The following is a 19,801-nucleotide window of genomic DNA, read 5'->3' on the forward strand; positions in this document are numbered from 1 at the left end:
TGCTATTCTAAAATTTAAAATCAACTAAGCAGTTGGTGGTTCAAGAAGCTTGTGTTCTTCGGCACCTTCTATTCCTTTAGTCTCTTGTTCTTCTTCCTCTTCGTCATCGTCATAGCTTTTTCTCGCTGGCCCGCTGATTTTTTCTTGTAAACTCTGGAATATGATAAACAATACGGGGATCACAAATACGCCCAGAATAGTTCCGATAAGCATTCCTCCTACTGCACCTGTACCAATTGACTTGTTACCAACTGCACCTGCACCTGTAGAAAACATCAGGGGTACTAAACCAAAAATAAAGGCAAAGGAAGTCATCAGAATTGGTCTTAAACGTGCAACTGCACCTTCAACTGCTGCCTGAACAATCGGCATCCCGTTTCTTCTCCGGTCCAATGCAAATTCTACAATCAGAATACCATTCTTAGCAAGTAATCCGATCAGCATGATCAGGGAAATCTGGAGATAAATATTACTGTTCAGTTTGAAGATAATAGAAAACAGATAAGCACCTGCTAATCCAAAAGGAATGGATAACAATACAGCGAATGGAAGAATATAACTTTCATACTGTGCGCTTAACAGAAAGTATACAAAGATCAGACATAAAACAAAGATAAATACTGTTTCACTACCTGAAGCCAGCTCTTCTCTGGTCAAACCTGAAAAGTCAAATCCATATCCCGCAGGTAATGTTGAAGCTGCTACTTCCTGAATCGCTTTAATCGCATCACCTGAACTAAAGCCTGCGTTAGGTGCGCCTGTGATTGATATAGAGCTAAACAAGTTAAACCTTGAAATAGATTCCGGGCCATATACCCTGGTCATTTTCACAAATTCTGTGATTGGTGCCATATTACCAGCACTATTTCTCACAAAGATTTTGTTCAATCCTTCTGGATTTGCACGGAATTCGGCTGCTGCCTGGACCATCACTCTGTATTGCTTACCAAACTTGTTAAAGTTAGAGGCATATAATCCACCATAATAACCTTGCATCGTCTGTAAAACTGTATTTACAGTGACGCCGGCATCTTTACATTTCTCCAGATTTACATCCATCAGATATTGTGGGAAACCAGGGTTAAAAGGTGTCGTCGCATATTGAATCTCAGGACGCTTTGATAGCGCAGCAAGAAACGTATTGTTTACCTTAAAGAATTCATCAGTAGTATGTCCACCTTTATCTTGCAATTGGAACTCAAATCCACCACTCTGACCAAAGCCCTGGATGGTTGGAGGCGAAATAAAGAAGATACTTGCTTCTCTGATCCCGGATGTTTTGGCAAAAAGCTGACCGATTACCTGATCAACGCTCAGTTTACGATCATCCCAGGTTTTTAACTTCAAAATAACCATACTGTATGCACTACCAGCACCCGCGGTGAAATTCTGCCCTACAATACGTAAGGTGTTTTGAACTCCAGGAATCGTATGTGCAATACTATCAACCTGTTTAGCGATCGCTGTTGAGCGCTCCATAGAAGAAGACGGTGGTAAACTGATATTTGCAAATATTGTTCCCTGATCTTCTGCCGGTACAAACGCCGAAGGTGTAGTTTTCATCATGTAAAACAAAGCTGCACCTGCAATTGCAATACTTCCCAGGACAATCCATTTTTTAACAGAAAGAAATTGTACAGAACGCTTGTATTTATTGGTTAAATTATCAAATGCAACATTAAAAGCAGTATAGAACCTCTGTACAAAACTTTGATGCTTATGGTCATCTGCATGTGGTTTCAATAATAAAGCACAAAGCGCAGGGCTCAAAGTTAAAGCGTTAATCGCTGATAAGATAATCGCTACTGCCAGTGTAATACCAAATTGCTTGTAAAATACACCTGTAGATCCTGTGATAAAGGTTACCGGAATAAATACTGCCGCCATCACGAGCGTAATCGAAATAATCGCACCCGATATTTCACTCATTGCATCAATGGTAGCTTTCTTGGCTGATTTATAACCGTTGTCGAGTTTGGCGTGGACCGCTTCGACGACTACAATCGCATCATCGACCACAATCCCAATGGCCAGTACTAAAGCAAAAAGCGTTAATAAGTTGATCGTGAAGCCGAATAAGTTCAGGAAAAAGAAAGTACCAATAATTGCTACCGGTACTGCAATTGCAGGGACTAAAGTAGACCTTAAATCCTGAAGGAAAATAAATACAACGATAAATACCAGGATAAAGGCTTCAACCAGTGTGTGGATTACTTTGTCAATTGAAGCATCAAGATTCTCATTGACATCGACAAGCGTAGTATATTTGACCCCTTTTGGGAAAGTTTTAGCAGCTTCTTCAATGATCTTTTTTGAATTGTTGATGACGTCTCTTGCATTGGAGCCAGGGGTCTGACTAATTGCCACACCTACTGATTCTTTACCATTGGTTTCAATGGTAGCGGTATAACTTAATGCACCCAATTCAACTTTAGCAACGTCTTTTAAACGTAATAACTGACCGTTACCAGCAGATTTAATAATGATATTCTCAAATTCTGTGGGTGTTGTTAAACGGCCTTTATATTTAATTACGTATTGAAAAGCCTGGTTGCCATTTTCACCAAACTTACCTGGTGCGGCTTCAATATTCTGTTCTGCCAATGCAGCGGAAATATCGCTTGGTATCAAACTATATTGTTGCATCATATCTGGTTTTAACCAGATACGCATCGAATAATCCTTAGAACCGAATACAGTTGCGTCCCCTACTCCGGTAACACGCTGGATTTGTGGTACCAGATTGATCTTTGCATAGTTTTGCAGGAATGTCTGATCATAAGTTTTATCGTCACTATATAAAGCAAAAATTAACAAGTTACTACTTTGACTTTTCGTTACTGTTACCCCTGCCTGAGTTACCTCTGCTGGCAATAAACTGGTTGCTCTGGATACCCTGTTCTGTACGTTTACAGCTGCCAAATCGGGATCTGTTCCTACTTTAAAGTAAATTTTAATACTAGCTGCACCGTCATTGGTAGCTGTAGAAGTCATGTAAGTCATGTTCTCTACCCCATTGATCTGCTCTTCGAGCGGAATAACAATACTTTTTAACACCACATCAGCATTCGCGCCACTATAATTGGCAGAAACGTTGACTGTGGGTGGTGCAATATCTGGATACTGCGCAATCGGCAGTGAAGTGAGGCCAAGTATCCCCAGAATAACAATAATCACAGAGATTACTGTAGAGAGTACTGGTCTTTGTATGAATATTTTAAACATTTGCTCTTATTTTAAGTCTGCGTAGACAGTTTCCGGGTTTTCAGCATTCGCTTTGATCTGCGTGCCGTCTTTTAGGGTTGCTACTCCTTCTAATACAATTTGATCTCCTGCTTTTAAGCCGCTTTCGACCACGAAGAAATTACCTGCTGTATTTTCCATCACTGTTACTGCAACATTTTTGGTCTTGCCATCTTGTCCTACTACAACTACAAAGCGTTTATCCTGTAACTCGAAAGTTGCGCTTTGAGGAACCAGAATTGCATCTTTCACAGCATTGGGAATTCTTACTGTTGCACTGCTTCCGCTACGGATAATACCTTTGGGATTTGGAAAACGCGCTCTGATATTTGCTGAACCTGTAGCTGTATTGATTAATCCGTTGACTGTTTCTATGCGTCCTTCTTCTGTATAAGGTGATCCGTCAGAAAGTAATAAAGAAACTTTAGGTAGTTTGGCTAGTTTTTGTGCGAAAGAACCACTACCATCTTTAGTAAAGTCTAACAATAACTTTTCATTCAGCGCAAAATAAGCGTATACGTTTCCTATACTCGACACTGTAGTTAAAGGATCAGCAGTGGTGCTGCTTACCAGACTTCCCAGACGAAATGGAATAGAACCGACTACCCCATTGACAGGACTGGTTACTGTAGTGAAGCCTAAATTCGTTTTAGCGTTGACTAAACTAGCTTTCGCAGTCGCTACTGCTGCCTGCGCAGATTCATAAGTATATTGTGCTGATTCCAGCTCATATTTACTTACAATATCTTTTTCTACCAGCGGCTTTACTTTATTGATTGCCAACTTTGCAGCATTCAGTTGTGCCATTGCATTTGCGATACTGGCATTAGCTGTTCTTACTTCCTGCTCGTATTGTGGTGCGCTGATTTTGAATAATGGCTGACCAATCTTTACAACAGCACCTTCATCTACAAATATTTTGTCGATATATCCGTCCACTCTTGGCCTGATTTCGATATTCTGCTGTCCTTGTATACTTGCAGGATAATCTGTATTTAATGTGGCAGATCTGGGTTCCAGTTTCAGGACTTTGTATTCCTTAACCTGCCCAGCTGCGGCTGCGGCCTGTGCGGCCTTGTTTTTATCGTTGCCACATGAGGCTAGGGTTAATCCTGTAAGGAACAGGAGCCCAATCTGTATTGATGTTTTCATATTTACTTTTTCTTGCTGATTGGTTTCTATGGTGAATTAATATTGAATACGATTTATTTTGTGGGATAGATCATCTCAAAAATGAGCTGCTTTCTTTGGTTCATTAGTTTATGATATTCCAAATCACTTATTTTCAGGAAACTTTTATTCAGATTAGCTGATAGCAAAGGATAAGCCATTAAAGCAAACAAGTTCATTATATAATGACGGGGATCCATGGTCTGAATATTTCCTTTGTCCATTTCCTCTTTGATCTCTGCCAGAAACGGTTTAGTATGTGTATCGTGAACCCCGTCTGCGTGCGCTTGATTATACCGGTTAGTTTCAGTAATCAGAAACAATTCCCGGTAAGGATAAGCCATGGTCTGATCCATGAAAACATTGATCAGTTTCTTTAATTTTTCTTTAAAGGTCAGCTTTCCTGTAAACGCATCTGACATCATTTGACGCAGTTCATTCATGGCCTCTTCTGTAACCTGCTCAAATAATAGTTTTCTGGACCTGAAATAATAGTGGACAAGGGTTCTGTTTACGCCTGCTGCGTCAGCAATATCTTGTGTTGTGGCATGCAGTTTCCCGTCTGCAAAAAATATCTTCTTGGCGGTGTCTTTAATAAGTTGCTCTGTTCCTTTATCTTTTACTGACATCGTTACTTCTTTTTAATATTAATGTTTGACATTTTTGTTAAACAAAGATATTAGCGAATACCCAGCTTTTTATCACATGAATGCAATCAAAGCTGAGTTTTAAATACAGTTATTATTTTGTTAACAATCGACTATAAGGCCAAAATAGTCAAATAAGGAATGCTGGATAGCAGAAATTGACCAACAGCTGAAACATACCGACGAACAACTGGTTCTACAGGATAGAATGAATTATGAGTTTTGTTTAGTTTTTAGTCATTTACTGACCTGACTTTGGTCAATTAGTCCAAATTCTGCTACAATTTGCTTCAAACTGTAGTGTCCGCTTGTTATTCTTTTTTGGAAGGACCAGGTTAAATTATGCGGAAAGGTGAGCTTGCACAGCTGGCGTTTAAAGATAAAACGACATTAATCGATACTGACTATCGCTAAACAGGCAGATGATCCTTAATTTATCGGGCTAAGGATCATCTTTTTGTCTTTATTTTTTTAATAAATAGGGTATTAATAATTTATTCCAGATTGCATATCCGGTTGCGTTCATATGCAACATATCTTCTTTAAATAATTTAGGTTGCATCTTTCCTTTTTGATCAAACATTGGTTTATAGATATTAAGAAATACGGTGTTTTTCTCTCCTTTTAAAAACTGTTGTACCAATTGATTGGCTTTGATGCCTTTTGCTAAGTACTGAACTCTGGATGGGCTTGCTTTGATAGCGATATAAACAATGGGAACAACTGGTAATTTCGCTCTTATATTGGTATAAAGCTTTTTAAACGAAGCAAATACTTCATCTCCGGAAGTGGCATTAATTAAATCATTTTCACCTACATAGATGATTAATTGTTTAGGGTGATATGGAAAAACAATATCTTCAAGGTAACGATCTACGTCAGCAGTAACTGCACCGCCAATACCTCTGTTCAATACGGTATAATCTTTAAATGTTTTAGTAAAGTCAACCCATAACCGGATCGAAGAGCTTCCAATAAATAGTATTGGATTCTTAGGGGGGGCATAAATCCTATCATATTGTTTGATGGCTTGTATATCATCCCAGAACGCAGGCTTTGCTTGTGAAAAGGAATTGAAATTAAATAAGGTCAGGAATGCAGCGCTTAACGCGATAGCTTTAAAAATTTTCAACATTCCCAAAAATATCTATAATAAAAGGATCAAGCAAGCATTTCCAGTAAATAAGGTAATGCAGGGTTATCGTTGATTTTCTTCCATACTGCATACAATTCAGTTTGCTGTGGAATATTTTTTAACTCAATAAATTTAACACCAGGATTTTCTGAAGTAGCCAGTGAAGTAGGAATAATGGAAAGTCCCATCCCATTTTCTACGAGTTTGAAGATTGTAGGCGCATGGATAGAGCGGTGCGACAACTTGGGTGTAAAGCCCTGATCGGCACATAAATTAATGATTTGCTGGTAATAGAGCTGACTCTGGTCATTGGGGAAAAGGATAAAATATTCATCTTTTAACTCCCCTATGTGATTGAAAGCTGCCGCAGACATGGGGTGAGCTGCCGGCAGAACCAGCGTAAAAGTTTCTTTATACACACTTTTAATCATCATCTCCTGTCCCACTTGATTAGAACGCATAAATCCAAGATCAATATCGCCCTTCTCCAGTGCTAACAATTGCTCTTTATTGGTTAATTCTTCTAAATGGAACTCAATATTCGGACAATCACGGTTAAATTGTTTAAGCAAAACAGGCAAAATAGACTGCATGGCCGAAGCTACAAAGCTAATTCCAAGCTGTCCGGTATTCCCTTTTTGAAGGAGCTGTACATTATTAATTGCTATTTGCATTTTTTGAATCACTTGAACAGCATCTTTATAGAAGAGCTTTCCAGCCTCATTTAAAACCACTCGTTTATTATTTCTGTCGAATAAAGAATGCCCAAGGTATTGTTCCAATTGTTTAATCTGCTGGCTCAAAGCTGATTGTGATATAAATAGCTTTTCTGCTGCTTTCCGGTAATGCAGTTCTTCGGCCAGTAGCTTAAAATAATTTAAATGTCTTAGTTCTATTTGATTAGTAATGCTTATCATAGTTTAAGTAATCAGAATTATTACTAATGGTAAAACTAATGATATTTGAGATTGTAAACCAAAATAAACTTAACAATGATCAATAAAATTTTAAGCCTGGGCCTTGGCAAGGTAGGTACGCTGGTAGCAACATTGCTGAGTGACCAGTTCGAAGTTACTGGAATGGACAAACAAGCTCCGCACTATGATTATGAGCTTCCATTTAGTATCACCACGGGTGATGTAGCTGATTTGGTTTTAATGGAAAAGATGATAGGTCAGTTTGATGCGGTGGTTTCTGCCCTGCCGTTTTTCTTAAACAGTCCGATTGCAAGAATCGCACACAAATTAGGAAAACATTATTTTGATTTAACGGAGGACGTTCCTACAACCAATGAAATCAGAAAACTGAGTGAAACGGCTACGGCTGTAATGGCTCCGCAATGTGGTTTGGCACCAGGTTTAATCGGTATTATTGGTGCGCATTTGGGAAATGATTTTGAAAAACTAAGGTCAATTGATATGCGGGTTGGTGCTTTACCTAAGTATCCGAACGGTGCAATGGGCTATGCATTTAATTGGTCTGCAGCAGGTGTAGTTAATGAGTATATTAATGATGCTGAAGCTATTCATCATGGTCAGCGGAAATTGGTACCTTCTTTACAGGGCAAAGAAACTATCCAGATCAATGGCGCACAATATGAAGCTTTTTATACATCGGGTGGTTTAGGAACTATGTGTGAGACTTATGCAGGTAAACTGGACAGACTGGATTATAAGACCATTCGTTATCCAGGTCATTGTGATCTGATGAACTTCCTGATTAATGAATTACAGATGAAGGAAGATAAGCAACAATTGGAAGATATCCTTAAAAATGCCAAACCTCCTGTTGATGAAGATGTTGTTATTATCTATGCAGCTGCCGAAGGATGGAAAAATAATGAATTGAAACGTAACGAATTCTGTAAATCTTATGGCCCTATCGAACTGAATGGCAATTCATGGAGAGCAATTTCATGGACTACAGCAGCAAGTATTGTAGCTGTTGTAGAAATGGTTGCTAATGGATCATTGCCTTCCAAAGGCTTTATCAAACAGGAGGAAATCTCGTTTGAAGCGCTTTTAAATACAAAATGCGGAAGTCTCTTTAAATAAGTAAATATGAATTTTAACACGAATAGTCCACTGGATATTTTTCTGACTGAACTTTTTAACCGCTACCGCGAAGCTGTGCCAGAAGTTAATCAAATTACAGCTGCTTTATTGAAAAACGGTGTGATTGGTTCTCAGGATGAAATTGTAAATGACCATATCGCTTTCAGAACGCTTGGGGTCCCGAATCTTGGCATTAAATCATTTGAGAAGATCTTTCTGTTTCACGGTTATCAAAAGAGAGATCATTATTATTTTGAAGAGAAAAAGCTGGATGCGTATTGGTACGCCCCTCCTGCTCCGGAATATCCGCGTATCTTTTTAAGTGAGCTCAAAGTAGGGATGCTGAGTCAGAATGCGCAGAAGATTATCAAAAAATATACAGGTGATATCAAATCAGATCCGGTCGATGCACTGGACTTGAATGATGGGGATGCTATTGCCGCATTTCTGCACCATCCTTTATGGAAACTACCCGATTTAAAAGATTATACAGCACTACTGGAAGAAAGTGAATATGCTGCCTGGGTAATTTACAACCGGTATTACCTGAATCATTATACAATCAGTGTCCATGCGCTGCCTGAAGATTACCGTTTTCTCCCTGATTTTAATAAATTTGTGGAAGGTCTGGGCATTAAACTAAATGATGCCGGAGGAAAAATTAAAACCAGCGCTGATGGTTTATTAAGTCAGAGCAGTACCGTGGCTGGTTTGCATGAAGTTGAGTTTGCTGATGGCGCAAAAACACAAATTGCAGGGAGTTATGTAGAGTTTGCAGAACGTTCAGTTTTGCCGGCTTATAGTCACCTTAAACCTGAAGAAATTCAGTCGATACATAGAAGAGAAGGTTTTGAGACCAGCAATGCTGATAAAATCTTCGAAAGTACTTATACCGGACAAGTAAAGTCCTGAAATTATTAAAAGATATATTATTAAAGATATGGATATCAAAAAAGTATTAAATCAATTAGGAATTACTGAAAATAATAGTGGTACTTCTACCGGACAGCAATGGATGGAATCGGATGCTAAAGTGATTACTTCTTCATCTCCCGTAGATGGTAAAGAAATTGCCAAAGTAAGTACAACCAGCGCTGAAGATTATGAAAAAGTAATCAGCACGAGTGCCGGGGCATTTTTGTTCTGGCGTAATGTACCTGCACCAAAAAGAGGCGAAATAGTAAGACAACTAGGTGAAGCACTCCGGTTGAATAAAGAGAATCTGGGTATCCTGGTTTCTTATGAAATGGGGAAAAGTTTACAGGAAGGGCTTGGTGAGGTTCAGGAGATGATTGATATCTGCGATTTTGCAGTTGGATTATCCAGACAGCTGTATGGTTTGACTATGCATTCAGAAAGACCAGACCACAGAATGTATGAGCAATGGCATCCAATGGGTATTGTCGGCGTAATTTCTGCCTTCAATTTTCCGGTAGCTGTCTGGAGCTGGAACACTGCATTAGCACTGGTTTGCGGAAATGTTTGTGTTTGGAAACCTTCTTCTAAAACCCCACTTTGTGCAGTTGCCTGTCAGCACATTATTGCTTCAGTTTTAAAAGCGAATGATATGCCAGAAGGAATCAGCGCATTGATTACAGGAAATCCTGTTGGAGATCTGATCAACAATGATCCAAGAATTCCATTGGTTTCCTTTACCGGGTCAACAAGGGTTGGCCGTTTGGTTTCATCAGCTGTAGCAGGTCGTTTCGGAAGAACAATCCTTGAACTTGGCGGTAACAATGCTATTATTGTTTCTAAAGACGCAGATTTGGATATTGCTATCATTGGCGCTGCATTCGGTGCGGTAGGAACTGCAGGACAGCGCTGTACTTCGACCAGACGTTTAATTATTCAGGAAGATATCTATGAAGATTTTAAAAACAAACTGGTTAAGGCTTATGGACAGCTTCGTATTGGTGACCCTTTAGATCAGCATAATCATGTTGGGCCGCTAATTGACAAGGCTGCTGTAGCAGTTTATTTAGAGGCCATTGAAAAAGGCAAGGCTCAGGGAGCTAACTTTATTGTTGAAGGTGGTGTTCTTGAAGGTGGGGCTTATGGTTCTGGTTGTTATGTAAAACCTTGTATTGCTGAAGTGAAAAATCATTATCAAATTGTACAGGAGGAAACTTTTGCACCTATATTATATGTAATGAGTTATAAAACTCTGGAAGAAGCAATAGCACTTCAAAATGGTGTTCCCCAGGGTCTTTCTTCTGCAATTATGACTTTAAACCTTAGAGAGGCTGAACTTTTCTTATCTACAAATGGTTCTGACTGTGGTATCGCCAATGTGAACATCGGTACTTCTGGTGCTGAGATCGGCGGAGCTTTCGGTGGAGAAAAAGAAACTGGCGGTGGAAGAGAAAGTGGGTCTGATGCCTGGAAAGGATATATGCGAAGACAAACCAATACGATCAATTACGCTAATAAATTACCACTGGCACAGGGAATTAAATTCGATCTTTAGATTGATATGAGGATCAGCAATGAAAAAATGAAATCCCTGTCCGATTCACTGGACGGGGATTTTTTTACTGACAACCAGACCCGTATACTCTATGCTACAGACGCTTCCGCTTATCGGGAAATGCCATTGGCAGTGGCTATACCAAAGTCTGTTGCAGACCTTGAAAAACTGATCCTGTTTGCAGGAAAAGAAGGGATATCGCTGATTCCGCGAACTGCCGGTACCTCACTTGCAGGACAAGTTGTGGGCAAAGGTATTGTTGTTGATGTTTCTAAATATTTTAACAGGATATTGGAACTCAATATAGAAGAAAAGTGGGTCAAGGTACAGCCCGGAGTAGTTCGCGATGAGCTTAATCTGTACCTCAAGCCTTTTGGATTATATTTTGGGCCTGAAACTTCAACCGCTAACAGAGCGATGATCGGCGGCATGGTCGGAAATAATTCTTGTGGTTCAAACAGCCTGATTTATGGAAGTACCCGGGAACATACCCTGGAGGTCAAAGCCTTATTATCCGACGGTTCTACGGCTGATTTTAAGGCGCTTGAATTTAAAGAATTCATCAAAAAATGTGAAGGCGATTCTTTAGAAAATGAGTTGTACAGAAATATCAGGGCTTTATTAAGCAACTATGAAAATCAATGCAGCATCCGTGAGCAATTTCCTGCTAAAAGCATCCACAGAAGAAATACGGGTTATGCAATTGATATTTTACTGGACTCCTCTCCTTTTACTGCAGCAACTGCCGACTTTAATTTCTGTAAGCTCATTGCTGGTTCTGAGGGCACACTTGCATTCATTACAGAGATAAAACTTAATCTTGAGCCCATTTTAAGAGAAGAAACTGCGTTACTGTGCATCCATTTTAATAGTATTGATGAGGCATTGATGGCCAATCTGATCGCCTTAAAATATGAACCAAGAGTAAGCGAACTGATAGATCATCTTATTCTCGAATGTACGAAAGAAAATATGGAGCAGTCAAAAAACCGCTTTTTTGTTTCGGGTGATCCTGCTGCTATTCTTGTTGTAGAGTATTCGGGTAAGGATAAACAGGAAATTACAGCAAAGGCAGCTAATGTTGAGGCCGAGATGAGGACCAATGGACTGGGATATCATTTTCCTCTAGTATTTGGTCCAGATATGTCCAGGATATGGTCTTTAAGAAAAGCTGGTTTAGGCCTGTTAAGTAATCTTCCCGGAGATGAAAAAGCTGTAGCGGTAATTGAAGATACGGCTGTTGATGTGAAGGATTTACCTGCTTACATCCGTGATTTCAATGAAATCCTTAAGAAGCATGGATTATTCTCTGTCCACTATGCGCATGCCGGTTCAGGAGAAATACATTTGCGGCCTATATTAAATCTGAAAACTGTAGAAGGTAACCGCTTATTCAGGGTAATCGCAGAAGAAATAGCCAAACTGGTCAAACAATATAATGGTTCGCTAAGTGGTGAACATGGTGATGGCAGACTGCGTGGTGAGTTTATTGAACAGATGATTGGTCCACGCAATTATAAAATGCTCCGGGAAATTAAATTAACCTGGGATCCGAAAAATATCTTTAATCCTGGAAAGATTACCGATACACCTGCTATGGATACCATGCTCAGATATGAGCCTGGTCAGCAGACTCCTGAAATCAAGACTGTATTCCGGTATCAGAATCAGAATATTTTACAGCATGCTGAACAATGTAATGGTTCGGGCGACTGCCGGAAATCTCATTTAGCAGGTGGTACGATGTGCCCTTCGTTCATGGCTACCCGGAATGAGAAAGATACGACAAGAGCCAGGGCCAATATGCTGCGCGAAATGCTGACTCACTCGACTAAGATCAATCGTTTTGATCATCAGGAGCTTAAAGATGTAATGGATTTATGTCTGAGCTGTAAAGGTTGTAAGTCAGAATGTCCTTCGAATGTAGATATGGCTAAGCTTAAAGCTGAATTTTTACAGGGTTATTATGATGCGAATGGCGTTCCATTCCAGGTAAGAATTGTAGCTGGTTTTAATCAGATTAATCGGCTTGCCTCTTTATCTCCAGGTCTGTACAATTGGAGTATTGGTCATCAAACTACAAATGCCATTATAAAAAAGATTAGTGGTTTCGCTCAGGCACGTTCCCTCCCGCTCCTGTATAAAACAACTTTAAAAAAATGGTTTGCTGCGCATCAAAAAGTTGCTGCATCATTGGCTACGACAGCTACCACAGTAAAACAGAAGACCGTTTACTTTTTCTGTGATGAATTCACAAATTATCTGGATACAGAAATTGGTATTAAAGCTGTTCTTTTATTGGAAAAACTAGGTTATCAGGTAATAATCCCAAAACATCTGGAGAGTGGAAGAACGTGGATTTCCAAAGGTTTGCTCCGCAAAGCTAAAAAGATTGCACAGCATAATGTATTCCATCTGAGTAAAATTATTACAGACCAAACACCTCTGATTGGTATTGAACCTTCTGCAATATTGACTTTCAGAGATGAGTACGTTGACCTTGTAGATTTGCCTCAGTTGGAAATGGCTCAGGAATTAGCTAAAAACAGTTTGTTAATAGATGAATTTATCGCCAGAGAGATTGCAAATGGAAACATTTCCCAGTCCAGTTTCAGTAAGGAAAATAAATTGATCCAATTACATGGTCATTGCCAGCAAAAGGCATGGGCTGCTATGGGCGCTTCTAAACAAATCCTCTCTTTTCCTGAAAACTATAAAGTAGAAGTTATTCCCAGTGGTTGTTGTGGTATGGCTGGATCATTTGGTTATGAAAAAAAACATTATGAATTATCTATGCAAATTGGAGAACTCGTCCTTTTCCCTGCAGTCAGAAAGCAACCGGAGCACGTGATCATCGCTGCAACTGGAACGAGTTGCCGGCATCAGATTAAAGATGGCACGAGCAAAAAGGCCTTACATCCAATAGAAGTACTTTACGAGGCTTTGGTTTAAAATTATATTTAAGCCTGTATTCGTTGATAGTCAATTTATAATAATGTTACACAAGCTTGTGACCATTCCGGAAAAACCAAGTCTATGCTCTTTAAAAGGCCTGTTTTTTAGATACTGGTGTTTAAACAAACGCATCATTGTTTTGTCATTTTAATGTAACCCAACTTGTGAATAATGGCTGATGTATTACATTTGACCAAAATGCAGCCATAGTCAGCATAAAACCAAAACAATTTTGCGCTTTTAATGCTTACCTATAAATAGAAAGAATAAAACCCTGATTTAAATTATATTTGGCTGCACAAACCTAAAGAATGGATCCTAACACAGAAAATCCGAACATCAAGCCTCGCAAATATGTCATTTCTAAAAAACTTGACAGCATGTTTTTCGGTATATATCACGCTTATCAGTTTGTACTTCGCTTTTTTAGAGAAGTCTTTGTACCGCCTTACGAGTTTAAAGAAATCATACATCAATGTTATGAAGTGGGTTATAAATCCCTGCCTCTGATCTCACTTACTGGTTTTATTACCGGGGTTGTATTTACCAATCAGTCGAGGCCCTCATTGGCTAATTTTGGGGCGACTTCCTGGTTACCTTCATTAATCTCTATTGCAATCATCCGCGCATTAGCTCCTTTAGTTACTGCATTAATTGCCGCTGGTAAAGTTGGTTCTAATATGGGTGCTGAGCTTGGATCAATGAAAGTTACAGAACAGATTGATGCGATGGAAGTATCAGCAACAAATCCTTTTAAATATCTGGTAGTTAGTAGAATACTGGCCACTACCTTTATGATCCCTATACTGGTCATGTATACCGCTTGTGTAGCTTTAATGGGTGCTTTTCTAAGTGTTCACAGCAATGAACAAACCAGTTTTTCGATGTTCTTTTCACAAGTATTTGATACGATCAGCTTTTTAGATATATTTTCAACTACCTTTAAATCAACTGTGTTTGGTTTTACAATTGGTGTGGTTGGTTGTTATCATGGTTACAATTCATCAAAAGGTACTGAAGGAGTTGGAAAAGCAGCAAATTCTGCAGTAGTTGCTGCGATGTTCCTGATCTTTGTAGAAGAGATCATTATTGTTCAAATTGTAAATGCTTTCCGTTAATATGGTAAGAGAGCAGAAAGCAATCGACAGAAATAATGCAGTTATTTCTATCAAAGGTTTAAAGAAAGCTTTTGGTGACCTTGAAGTATTGAGGGGTGTTGACCTGGAGGTTTATCAGGGAGAAAATCTGGTTGTACTGGGCCGTTCGGGTACTGGTAAATCGGTATTGATCAAAGTAATTTCTGGTTTACTCCTTCCCGATGCAGGAGATGTAGATGTACTGGGGCAAAGCGTAGAACATTTAAGTACCAGAGAATTGATGGCGTTAAGGCTTAAAGTAGGCTTTTCATTTCAGAACAGCGCTTTATATGATAGTATGACCGTGCGTCAGAATCTCGAATTCCCTTTAGTGAGAAATTCAAGAAATCTGAGACGTAAAGAAATCAATCGTGAAGTGGAAGATGTACTGGATGCGGTTGGTCTGTCACAAACGATCGAACAAATGCCTTCAGAGCTTTCCGGTGGGCAGCGTAAAAGGATTGGTATTGCCCGTACATTAATCCTGAGGCCAGAAATTATGCTTTATGATGAACCAACAGCCGGCCTTGACCCTATTACTTGTATAGAAATTAATAACCTGATCAACGAAGTTCAGGAAAAATATAAAACAACCTCTATTATTATTACACACGATTTAACCTGTGCCAAAGAAACTGGCGACAGAATTGCTATGCTTTTGGATGGTCAGTTTGCTATACAGGGAACATTTGATGAAGTCTTTGCAAGTAAAGACGAACGTGTTCAATCTTTTTACAATTATAATTTTACACAATAAATGAGCGCTACAGAAAACAAAAGATCAATAGTTGTAGGAATTTTCATCTTTATCGGACTTGCTATTTTCATCGCCGCTGTACTTACTTTAGGTGGGAAGCAAAAACGATTTGTAAGTAGTATTACTTTAAAAGCAGTTTTCAATAACGTAAACGGTATACAGGCTGGTAATAATATCTTCTTTTCGGGCGTAAAAATCGGAACAGTAAGCAAAATCAACTTTTACGGGAATGCACAAGTAGAAGTTACGATGCACATCGAAGAAGCTGCACAAAAATATATACACAAGAATTCTGTTGCCAAACAAGGTTCTGAAGGCTTTATCGGAAATAAAATGATTGAGATCCTGCCTGGTCAGGGTGATGCCCCACAAGTAGAAGACGGAGACAGAATTAATGTAGCTACTGCTTTAGGCCCGGAAGATATCATGAAGACTTTACAGGCGAACAACAAAAATATCCTGGTTATTACGGAAGACTTTAAAAAGGTAACGACCGATATGCTGCAAGGAAAAGGAACATTAGGAACTTTATTAGCAGATACTGTTATGGCAGGCCGCTTACGTCAAATGACGATTAACCTGGAAAATGCGTCGGCAAGTACTGCAAGAGTAACTTCGGCAGTTGCACAGTATACTTCTAAACTAAATACTAAAGGTACTTTGACTAATGAATTGCTAACAGATACAACGGTGTTTGCCAGCTTAAAAACAGCAGTTAAAAGTTTGCAGAATACAGCAGCATCAGCTTCTGAAATGACGAATAACCTGAAGGTAACCAGCAATAAGCTTAATTCGGATAAAAATGCTGTAGGTGTTTTACTGAATGATGAACAAACTGCTGCTAAATTGAAAAATACAGTTTCTAATCTGGAGTCAAGTACTAAAAAACTAGATGAAAATATGGAAGCTTTACAACATAACTTCCTGTTAAGAGGATTCTTTAAAAAGAAAGCTAAAGCTGAAGCAGCTGCGAAAGAAAAATCAACACAAGATCCTAAATAATATAGCTTATCAGCTTAATCAAACCGGCCTTATTTAATTATAAGACCGGTTTTTTGTTTTTTTTCCTGATCAAATTGTGATTTTACGAAGAATGTCTACCGCACGTTGCATTTCACTTTCCTTTAAGGAAGCAAAACCGAAACGCATCCCGTTATGTTTTTGAGCTGCTCCTTCATAATAGGTAGCCCCAGTAAATAACAGACCGGATGTACGCGCTTTTGCGATAACTTCTCCAAGTGGGTATGTTGCTTTAAATTTCAGCCACAGCGCTAAGCCTCCTTGTGGTTTTGTGAAATCTACGGCATGAGCGAGCCGATCAGCTATCATCAGTGAGGCCTGGTCACAACGCTCATTGTATACTTTTTTGGATTTTTTGATATGCCTGTCTAACTCTCCACTATCTATAATGACTGACAGCGCTTCTTCCATCATCGTATCCCCTCTCAGGTCAATTAATCTTTTCAGGTTAGTAGCCTGAGTAATAAAATTAGCAGGGCCTATCAGGTAACCAATTCTACACGAAGGTGCTAAAAGCTTTGTAAAAGAACCTATGTAGAGTACGTTACTGTCATGAGCTGAACTTGCCAGCGGAAGAACGGGACTATTGCTATAATGAAAATCATAGTCGTAATCATCTTCTATGACAGGTAATTGATAGGATCTTATCAATTCAAGTAACAGGATTCTACGCTGTTGACTCATCGTTACCGTTGTAGGATGATGGTGATGAGGAATAATATAAAGTAAACTGATCTTTGTGCTTTTTAAAGCATTCTCCACCTCTTCAATATCCATACCATGCTCATCAACCGGTATACGGATAAGATTGGCTCCCATCTGTCTGAAAACTTCATCAGCAATATAATAGCTCGGATCACTAACCAATACATGATCACCAGGTTTAAGAATCATACCAGCGGCAAGATAGATAGCCATTTGTGCACCTCTTGTAATCAAAAGATTTTCAGTTGATATGTTTAAACCACGGGAATCATTCAGAAAATTAACCGTAGAATTTTTCAATGCTTTTGTACCTCCAAAGTCTTTAAGAGACATTAATACTTTAAGACTGGAACCCTGCATTAGTTTCCTGTATTCTCTGAGCATGCTATCGAACGGAGCAAGATCTGCATCAGGAAAACCATCATTCACAATTATTGATGTACGTTTTAACTGGAAATTCTGCTCTTCAGGACCAGGAATATGTTTAAAATTGAATTTTGCAGGGCTGGAATAGGTTTGATTTTTTCCACCTTCCTGAAAAGATCTGGGTTTGATTAATGGTAAATGTATGGAAACCCTGATCCCTACTCTGGGTAGCGTCTCGATCCAGTCTTGGGTAATCAGGTCTTCGTAAGCAGCAACGATTGTATTGCGATGTTTATCAAGCAGGGCAGCCATCTCCCTGGTACTCGGTAAAAATGTTCCAGGTTGTATAACTCCGTCTGTAATCAAAACAATAAGACAATCAGCAATTTGCCTGTATACAGCTATAGTACTGCTTTCGTCAATTGTGATCAGGGTTTTAAAAGGAAGCATTTATTTTAAGCTGTAAATTTATTATAAGAACCTGCTGATAAGCATGAATTTAACATGACTTATCCGATTCAACATGGCTCAGCCGATTTTAAAGATACAAATTTCTTTATCCCAGTAAAGCAGTATGATGAATCGCCCTATTATTCTGGACTATTCAATCAGGCAGAACTGGTACATGAATCTCTTAAGATTGCAGGCTAATTTTAAAGGATCAAATCAATAGCAAATGAAAAACGAATTTTCAATTCCACAATTATTATTACGCCTGGCGCTAGGTCTGGGTTTTATACTTCCTGTTTTAGATCGTCTGGGAATTCTTGGGCCTGCGGGTACAACTAATGTAGCTTGGGGGAACTGGGGAAATTTTGTCGGCTACACCAATACACTTATGCCATTCTTAGGCAGATCTGCTGCTGGATTTATGGGAATGATTGCGACCCTGGCAGAAGTAGTTTTTGCAGTATTATTAATCACAGGCTATAAAACCAGATCAGCGGCGCAAGGTAGCTTTTTACTTACCCTAAGCTTTGGACTTTGTATGGCCATTTTTTTGGGGATAAGGGCACCATTTAATTATTCAGTATTTGCAGACAGCGCAGCAAGTCTTTTACTGGCCAGTATCCCTGTATACAAATGGAGTTTGGACAATTATTTTTCCAAAGAAACATTGTAAACTACGAAAAACAACTTAAAACATGGAAATATTAAGATTAAAACCAACAGATGAGCTTTCCAGATTCTGGAATGTGCTGAGTACTTTCCGGACCAATCTGACTGAAGATACTTATCAACAGGAATTATCAGAAATGATTAAAGATGGTTTTCATTTAATCTACATTATAGCTAATGAGGAAATTGCAGGTTTTGCCGGATACCGGTACATCCAGAAGCTTTTTACAGGAAAAACCATCTATATCGATGATCTGTTTACCCTGCCTCAATACCGTGGCAAAGGTTACGCCGCTTCTTTACTAGCATATATTCATGAAGAAGCAGAAGCAGCAGGTATGAATAAAGTAGAACTGGATAGCGGCCCTACCAGAAATGATGCACACCGGTTATATTTAAATCATTAATATATCATTACCAGCATGCATTTTTCGCGTCCGTTTTCTTCCTGAGGAGTTAACCTTTATTATTATTTACCTAAACCATCAGGTACAAAGTCAAGAGATACAGAGTTCATACAGAAACGTTTATGTGTTGGTGCTGGCCCGTCATCAAAGATATGTCCAAGGTGAGAACCACAGCGTGCGCAAAGCACTTCGGTCCTTTCCATACCTAAAGAGTTATCTGCTTTGTAGATTGTGCTTTTAGTTCTTATTGGTTCAAAAAAGCTCGGCCATCCGCAGGTACTGGCAAACTTTGCATCAGATTTAAATAATGCGTTTCCACAAACAGCGCAATAATACATTCCTCTGCGTTCAGAATTCCAAAGACTTCCTGTAAAAGCTTGTTGGGTTGCACCTGTTCTTGCTACTGCGTAAAGCTCAGCAGGAAGTATTTTTTTCCATACTGTGTTATTCACTTTTAATACGGTAGTGTCCGTTCTTGAATAATAAGGGTTTTTTGTGGTTTTACTTTGGCCATAGCCAGTGTAAAAGAACAATAACAGCATTGCGGAACTTAATAGAGGTTTCATAATCTTCTTTTTATCATTTAGTCTGTTAAATACAGAAAACCTTAAAAGTAA

At 39.0% G+C, this 19,801-nt stretch carries 17 protein-coding genes; 10 read left to right on the forward strand and 7 right to left on the reverse strand.

What is annotated here, in order from left to right; translation table 11 throughout:
* Positions 1–24: 24 nt before the first annotated feature.
* The 5 genes from AY601_RS07535 to AY601_RS07555 all read right to left on the reverse strand — a co-directional run bounded on the left by AY601_RS07535 (position 25) and on the right by AY601_RS07555 (position 7,112).
* Positions 25–3,225 (reverse strand): efflux RND transporter permease subunit, encoded by a 3,201-nt coding sequence (locus AY601_RS07535; RefSeq protein ID WP_068398717.1) that lies wholly within the window; start codon positions 3,223–3,225, stop codon positions 25–27.
* 6 nt (positions 3,226–3,231) lie between these two features.
* Entirely contained in the window at positions 3,232–4,395 is a 1,164-nt protein-coding gene (locus AY601_RS07540; RefSeq protein ID WP_068398720.1) for an efflux RND transporter periplasmic adaptor subunit, read from the reverse strand.
* A 53-nt stretch (positions 4,396–4,448) separates the two neighbouring features.
* Positions 4,449–5,042 carry a TetR/AcrR family transcriptional regulator gene (locus AY601_RS07545; protein ID WP_068398722.1) on the reverse strand — a complete coding sequence of 198 codons (594 nt, stop codon included), beginning with the start codon at positions 5,040–5,042 and terminating at the stop codon, positions 4,449–4,451.
* 481 nt (positions 5,043–5,523) lie between these two features.
* A complete protein-coding gene (locus AY601_RS07550; RefSeq protein ID WP_084359155.1) occupies positions 5,524–6,195 on the reverse strand; it encodes a GDSL-type esterase/lipase family protein in 672 nt (223 codons plus the stop codon).
* 26 nt (positions 6,196–6,221) lie between these two features.
* Complete coding sequence (locus AY601_RS07555; RefSeq protein WP_068398725.1) at positions 6,222–7,112, reverse strand: LysR family transcriptional regulator; 891 nt, start codon at positions 7,110–7,112, stop codon at positions 6,222–6,224.
* Between the two features lie 75 nt (positions 7,113–7,187).
* Here AY601_RS07555 and AY601_RS07560 point away from each other — a divergent pair, with 75 nt between their 5' ends.
* The 7 genes from AY601_RS07560 to AY601_RS07590 all read left to right on the forward strand — a co-directional run bounded on the left by AY601_RS07560 (position 7,188) and on the right by AY601_RS07590 (position 16,569).
* A complete protein-coding gene (locus AY601_RS07560; RefSeq protein WP_068398728.1) occupies positions 7,188–8,249 on the forward strand; it encodes a saccharopine dehydrogenase family protein in 1,062 nt (353 codons plus the stop codon).
* A 6-nt stretch (positions 8,250–8,255) separates the two neighbouring features.
* Positions 8,256–9,161 (forward strand): DUF1338 domain-containing protein, encoded by a 906-nt coding sequence (locus AY601_RS07565; protein WP_068398731.1) that lies wholly within the window; start codon positions 8,256–8,258, stop codon positions 9,159–9,161.
* Positions 9,162–9,189: 28 nt separating this feature from the next.
* Positions 9,190–10,719 (forward strand): aldehyde dehydrogenase family protein, encoded by a 1,530-nt coding sequence (locus AY601_RS07570; protein WP_068398734.1) that lies wholly within the window; start codon positions 9,190–9,192, stop codon positions 10,717–10,719.
* A 27-nt stretch (positions 10,720–10,746) separates the two neighbouring features.
* Positions 10,747–13,671, forward strand: coding sequence for an FAD-binding and (Fe-S)-binding domain-containing protein (locus AY601_RS07575; RefSeq protein ID WP_232324717.1), 2,925 nt, complete (start codon positions 10,747–10,749; stop codon positions 13,669–13,671).
* A gap of 314 nt (positions 13,672–13,985) precedes the next feature.
* On the forward strand, positions 13,986–14,792 hold the full coding sequence (locus AY601_RS07580; RefSeq protein WP_068398740.1) for an MlaE family ABC transporter permease: 807 nt from the start codon (positions 13,986–13,988) through the stop codon (positions 14,790–14,792).
* A 1-nt stretch (position 14,793) separates the two neighbouring features.
* Positions 14,794–15,567 carry an ABC transporter ATP-binding protein gene (locus AY601_RS07585; RefSeq protein WP_068407297.1) on the forward strand — a complete coding sequence of 258 codons (774 nt, stop codon included), beginning with the start codon at positions 14,794–14,796 and terminating at the stop codon, positions 15,565–15,567.
* On the forward strand, positions 15,568–16,569 hold the full coding sequence (locus AY601_RS07590) for an MlaD family protein (protein WP_068398743.1): 1,002 nt from the start codon (positions 15,568–15,570) through the stop codon (positions 16,567–16,569).
* A gap of 69 nt (positions 16,570–16,638) precedes the next feature.
* On the opposite strand, the gene AY601_RS07595 is transcribed toward AY601_RS07590, so the two are convergent.
* Positions 16,639–18,108 carry a PLP-dependent aminotransferase family protein gene (locus AY601_RS07595; protein WP_068398746.1) on the reverse strand — a complete coding sequence of 490 codons (1,470 nt, stop codon included), beginning with the start codon at positions 18,106–18,108 and terminating at the stop codon, positions 16,639–16,641.
* A gap of 54 nt (positions 18,109–18,162) precedes the next feature.
* Here AY601_RS07595 and AY601_RS25600 point away from each other — a divergent pair, with 54 nt between their 5' ends.
* From AY601_RS25600 to AY601_RS07605, 3 genes are read left to right on the forward strand one after another with little or no spacing between them, the layout of a single operon-like run.
* Entirely contained in the window at positions 18,163–18,309 is a 147-nt protein-coding gene (locus tag AY601_RS25600) for a hypothetical protein (protein WP_157287771.1), read from the forward strand.
* Positions 18,310–18,334: 25 nt separating this feature from the next.
* A complete protein-coding gene (locus AY601_RS07600; RefSeq protein ID WP_068398749.1) occupies positions 18,335–18,781 on the forward strand; it encodes a DoxX family membrane protein in 447 nt (148 codons plus the stop codon).
* Positions 18,782–18,803: 22 nt separating this feature from the next.
* Positions 18,804–19,184 carry a GNAT family N-acetyltransferase gene (locus AY601_RS07605; RefSeq protein WP_068398751.1) on the forward strand — a complete coding sequence of 127 codons (381 nt, stop codon included), beginning with the start codon at positions 18,804–18,806 and terminating at the stop codon, positions 19,182–19,184.
* A gap of 62 nt (positions 19,185–19,246) precedes the next feature.
* Here AY601_RS07605 and msrB read toward each other — a convergent pair whose 3' ends face one another.
* Positions 19,247–19,750, reverse strand: a complete 504-nt coding sequence (gene msrB / locus AY601_RS07610) for a peptide-methionine (R)-S-oxide reductase MsrB (protein WP_068398754.1) — start codon at positions 19,748–19,750, stop codon at positions 19,247–19,249.
* Positions 19,751–19,801: the final 51 nt, after the last annotated feature.

The sequence above is a fragment of the Pedobacter cryoconitis genome (assembly GCF_001590605.1).
Taxonomy (GTDB): Bacteria; Bacteroidota; Bacteroidia; order Sphingobacteriales; family Sphingobacteriaceae; genus Pedobacter; species Pedobacter cryoconitis_A.

Bases quoted from the DNA above. Each gene is read 5' to 3' on its own strand.
- AY601_RS07535 (WP_068398717.1), bottom strand. From the start codon at position 3,225: ATGTTTAAAATATTCATACAAAGACCAGTACTCTCTACAGTAATCTCT.
- AY601_RS07540 (WP_068398720.1), bottom strand. From the start codon at position 4,395: ATGAAAACATCAATACAGATTGGGCTCCTGTTCCTTACAGGATTAACC.
- AY601_RS07545 (WP_068398722.1), bottom strand. From the start codon at position 5,042: ATGTCAGTAAAAGATAAAGGAACAGAGCAACTTATTAAAGACACCGCC.
- AY601_RS07550 (WP_084359155.1), bottom strand. From the start codon at position 6,195: ATGTTGAAAATTTTTAAAGCTATCGCGTTAAGCGCTGCATTCCTGACC.
- AY601_RS07555 (WP_068398725.1), bottom strand. From the start codon at position 7,112: ATGATAAGCATTACTAATCAAATAGAACTAAGACATTTAAATTATTTT.
- AY601_RS07560 (WP_068398728.1), top strand. From the start codon at position 7,188: ATGATCAATAAAATTTTAAGCCTGGGCCTTGGCAAGGTAGGTACGCTG.
- AY601_RS07565 (WP_068398731.1), top strand. From the start codon at position 8,256: ATGAATTTTAACACGAATAGTCCACTGGATATTTTTCTGACTGAACTT.
- AY601_RS07570 (WP_068398734.1), top strand. From the start codon at position 9,190: ATGGATATCAAAAAAGTATTAAATCAATTAGGAATTACTGAAAATAAT.
- AY601_RS07575 (WP_232324717.1), top strand. From the start codon at position 10,747: ATGAAATCCCTGTCCGATTCACTGGACGGGGATTTTTTTACTGACAAC.
- AY601_RS07580 (WP_068398740.1), top strand. From the start codon at position 13,986: ATGGATCCTAACACAGAAAATCCGAACATCAAGCCTCGCAAATATGTC.
- AY601_RS07585 (WP_068407297.1), top strand. From the start codon at position 14,794: ATGGTAAGAGAGCAGAAAGCAATCGACAGAAATAATGCAGTTATTTCT.
- AY601_RS07590 (WP_068398743.1), top strand. From the start codon at position 15,568: ATGAGCGCTACAGAAAACAAAAGATCAATAGTTGTAGGAATTTTCATC.
- AY601_RS07595 (WP_068398746.1), bottom strand. From the start codon at position 18,108: ATGCTTCCTTTTAAAACCCTGATCACAATTGACGAAAGCAGTACTATA.
- AY601_RS25600 (WP_157287771.1), top strand. From the start codon at position 18,163: ATGACTTATCCGATTCAACATGGCTCAGCCGATTTTAAAGATACAAAT.
- AY601_RS07600 (WP_068398749.1), top strand. From the start codon at position 18,335: ATGAAAAACGAATTTTCAATTCCACAATTATTATTACGCCTGGCGCTA.
- AY601_RS07605 (WP_068398751.1), top strand. From the start codon at position 18,804: ATGGAAATATTAAGATTAAAACCAACAGATGAGCTTTCCAGATTCTGG.
- msrB (WP_068398754.1), bottom strand. From the start codon at position 19,750: ATGAAACCTCTATTAAGTTCCGCAATGCTGTTATTGTTCTTTTACACT.